At 45.8% G+C, this 3,962-nt stretch carries 3 protein-coding genes; all 3 read left to right on the forward strand.

What is annotated here, in order from left to right:
* Window positions 1-1,619 (forward strand): hypothetical protein (locus VF500_RS24150; RefSeq protein ID WP_330862125.1); only part of this gene is annotated, 1,619 nt, incomplete at its 5' end.
* Window positions 1,620-2,102: 483 nt separating this feature from the next.
* Window positions 2,103-2,837: an Error-prone repair protein ImuA gene (locus tag VF500_RS24155; protein ID WP_330862126.1), complete on the forward strand. Its 735-nt coding sequence runs from the start codon at window positions 2,103-2,105 to the stop codon at window positions 2,835-2,837.
* 6 nt (window positions 2,838-2,843) lie between these two features.
* Window positions 2,844-3,962, forward strand: a 1,119-nt coding sequence (locus VF500_RS24160) for a DNA polymerase Y family protein (RefSeq protein ID WP_330862127.1), incomplete at its 3' end; no start/stop codon positions are given.

Genomic DNA, 3,962 nt, shown 5'->3' on the forward strand with positions numbered 1-3,962 from the left:
CCGCTAAGCGGGCAATAGTATGCGGCTTTGTGTATAACAGCGCGGATAGCATTCCGGATATCCCGGCATTGAAAGGCTGGGGTAATTACCAATGGAAAATTACCACCACATCAGATAGTGCACAGTTTTATTTTAACCAGGGCATAAGTATGTATTATGGTTTTCATTCTATCGAAGCAATTGCTTCGTTTATCAAAGCCACCCGTTTTGATCCCGACTGTGCGATGGCCTGGTATGGCAAATCGCTGGCTATGGGACCTACTATTAATTATCCCAACGGTTATGCCCCGCCAGCCGATGCCTATGAGGCATCGGAAAAAAGTAAACAGCTAAGTACCAATTGCACTCCGCTCGAAAAAGAACTTATTGCAGCTATGTTGCATCGCTATAGTAAGGACACCACCCTTACAGTAAAACAATTAAGAACTAATTATGCCGATGCTATGCAAACGGTATATTCAAAGTACCCTAAAAATGCCGAAGTACTAACACTTTATGCCGATGCATTGCTGCTACTTCACCCCTGGGACCTGTATACCCATGATTTTAAACCCAAACCATGGACACCCCAGATCCGCTCCCTGTTAGAACAGGCCATAGCCATTTACCCGAAACATCCTGGGGCTAATCATTTTTATATCCATACCATGGAAGCTTCTGCAACGCCGCAAATGGCTTTAAAGAGTGCTCATATACTGGATACCCTGATGCCTCTGGTATCGCACATAACACATATGCCCTCGCATATCTATATCCGTACCGGCAATTATGAGCAGGGCATTACAAATAACACAGCGGCTGTGGCAGGCTATGATACTTATCTGAAACAGTACAGCCCTGTAGCAAACGGAGATATCTTATATAAAATCCACAATATCCATTTAAAAGTAAACTGTGCACAAATGGCCGGCAATTACCAAACAGCCCTCGCCGCCGCCGATGATGCGAAGGCAGCGCTGCCACCCTATTACTTAGCAGCCAAAGGGGCCGATGGTAATTTTTTTCAATACGTTTATATGCAGCCGGTGTTAACAGCAGTGAGGTTTGGTAAATGGGCGGATATCATAGATCTCAAACCTGTTGATTCACTTGTTTATGCATCGGTATTGCTTCATTTTTCAAAAGGGCTGGCATGGTGCGGCAAAGGCAATACTACCAATGCAAGGCATGAGCTCAAATTGCTGGAAACTAAAATGCAGGATCCATCATTAAAGGCACCGCTTGATAACTTCAGCAGTGCCTATGAGTCGGCAGGTGTTGCCAGCCTTATATTACAGGGCAGTATTGCAGCAGCCGAAAAAAAGCACACCGAAGCCATTAATATTTTACAAAAAGCCGTTACTGCTGAGGATCACCTGATCTATAATGAACCCCGTGACTGGCCCCTGCCCGCAAGGCATTACCTTGGCAATGCTTTGTTGAAAGCAGGCAGGTACAATGAGGCCATAATAGTATTAAACAAAGATCTTGTAATTAACCCCAATAATGGCTGGGCATTAATCGGGCTTCAGCTGGCCTATCAAAGCACAAGCAATGCCACAGCCTTAAATAAAGTAAAGCAACAATTAAAAACTACCTGGAAAATAAAGGATGTGGAAATTGATAAGCCCGTGTTTTAACTGATAGCACGCCTCATTTACTAAGCACTATTTTAATGGAAAATCGACCAGTGCGGGGGAATGGCGCATATTTGACTCACCCGGTCTACGCTACGCTGGACCACCCTCTCTTCGCCTTTGGCGGAAAGAGGGTAAAGAAAAAATAAGGATAAAATGCCCTCTTTACGCTTGCGTAGAGAGGGGTGACAAGCGCAGTGATGTCGGGGTGAGTCGATACGGCGGTTAATTCTCTACTTAGACTATTACTTTCTCAAGAGGCGAACCGCACATTCTCCGCCGCTTTTTATCCATAAGTGACAGCCATAGTTTTTTAGCCAATAGCACAGGTATCCGCCAGGTCAAACCAATCATCATTTGATTAAAAATCAACCAATTACAAATTAATTAATCAATTAGTAAATACTAATATTTTTAGTATTATATTTGTCATTCCATTTCAACAGTAGCATTTTGAATATGGTTTATAGGTAAAAATGACATGTAATGCCGGGAGCTCAAAAAGATATCATCAGCCGTTTGCAAAAAGACATTTTGCTTTGGCAGGGCTTTACACCGCCTTTGGCCGGTAAGGCTAAAGGTATTGGTTTAGGTCCGCTGGAATCTGCTTTTCCTAATGGTGTTTTCCCTACCGGTACAATACATGAAATGTTATGTCCTACTCCCGAGCATGCTGCAGCAACCGGCGGGCTTATAGCAGGTTTGCTTACCCGCCTGATGAAGCAGGGAGGTGTATGTTTATGGGTGAGCATGCACAGGCAATTATTTCCCGCAGCACTGGCAAGCTATGATGTAGAACCCCACAGGGTTATATTTATTGATGTAAAGCGCGAAAAAGACCTGCTTTGGGCTATGGAAGAAGCCTTAAAATGTGAAGGCCTTGCCGCTGTAATAGCCGAAGTTAAGGAAATAAGCTTTGCACAATCGCGGCGTTTGCAGCTGGCAGTTGAAAACAGCAAAGTAACTGGTTTTTTGCTGCGCAATGATCCGCGTAAGCCAGGTTCAACAACCTGCGTAGCTCGCTGGCAAATAACGCCGCTGCCAAGTAAAACCTATGATGATTTACCGGGTGTTGGTTTTCCGCGCTGGCAAATTGACCTGCTCCGAGTGCGCAATGGTAATCCGGGCAGCTGGAAACTGGAATGGGCCGACGGGCGTTTTATCCCCGTGGAAGAAGAAAAAGCCGCACAAATAAATTTACAGGAAAGGATAGCCGGATAGTGAGGTATGATGAACAAGCGCTTTATTTCTTTATGGTTTCGTCATTTACTGACAGACTGGCTCACACTCCGTCGGCCCGAACTTAAAGCTGTGCCTTTTGTTTTTGCTTCGCCTGTTCGTGGCCGCGTTATGATTACGGCTGCCAATGCATTGGCCGAAACGCAGGGTGTAACCACCGGTATGACGGCAGCCGATGCAAAGGCTATTATAGTTAACCTTGAAGTTGTTGATGACATTCCGGGCCAGGCCGCTAAACTGCTCGGCGCTTTGGGCGAATGGTGTATCCGTTACTCGCCGCTCATCGCTACCGATTTACCCGATGGATTGCTATTTGATATTTCGGGCTGTGCCCATTTATGGGGAGGAGAACGGGCGTATTTAAAGGAGATTGTTACCCGTCTGAGAAGTAAGGGCTATGATGTTCGGGGCGCTATAGCAGATACGCCGGGTGCAGCATGGGCAGTAGCCCGTTTTGGGAAAATAAAACCAATTATCGCTCCCGGCGAACAGGTTGAAGCCTTGCTTCCCTTACCTCCTGTCGCCCTCCGGCTTGAGCCATTAATTATTGAAAGGCTGCAAAAACTTGGGTTTTATACCATTAAAACCTTCGTGGACATGGGGCGTTCTGTATTACGCCGCCGTTTCGGGCAGGAATTATTATTAAGGCTTGACCAGGCTTTGGGGAATGTGGATGAATCTTTACAATTATTACATCCTGTTGAACCCTATTCAGAAAGATTGCCTTGCCTGGAACCTATCCGTACCGCCACCGGAATCGAAATAGCCATTAAAACTCTGCTCGAAAAACTTTGCCTCCGCTTACAGGGCGAAGGCAAGGGATTACGAACCGCAGTTTTAAAATGTTACCGGGTAGATGGACAGGTGATCGGTGCGGATATCGGTACCAACCGCGCATCACACCATATTGGTCATTTGTTTAAGCTCTTTGAACTTAAAATCCCCACACTGGAACCTGCATTGGGGATTGAACTTTTCACGCTCGAAGCGCCTAAAGTCGACGATACAGAGCCCGAACAGGAAGTGCTATGGCAATCGGATAGCTGCGGGCTTGATGATCCCGACCTGGCAGAGTTACTGGACAGGTTAGCCAATAAAATTGGTACT

Origin of the sequence: Mucilaginibacter sp., assembly GCF_036383575.1 — a bacterium.
GTDB lineage: Bacteria > Bacteroidota > Bacteroidia > Sphingobacteriales > Sphingobacteriaceae > Mucilaginibacter.

Coding starts and splice junctions, on each gene's coding strand:
- VF500_RS24155 (WP_330862126.1), top strand. CDS start 2,103: ATGCCGGGAGCTCAAAAAGATATCATCAGCCGTTTGCAAAAAGACATT.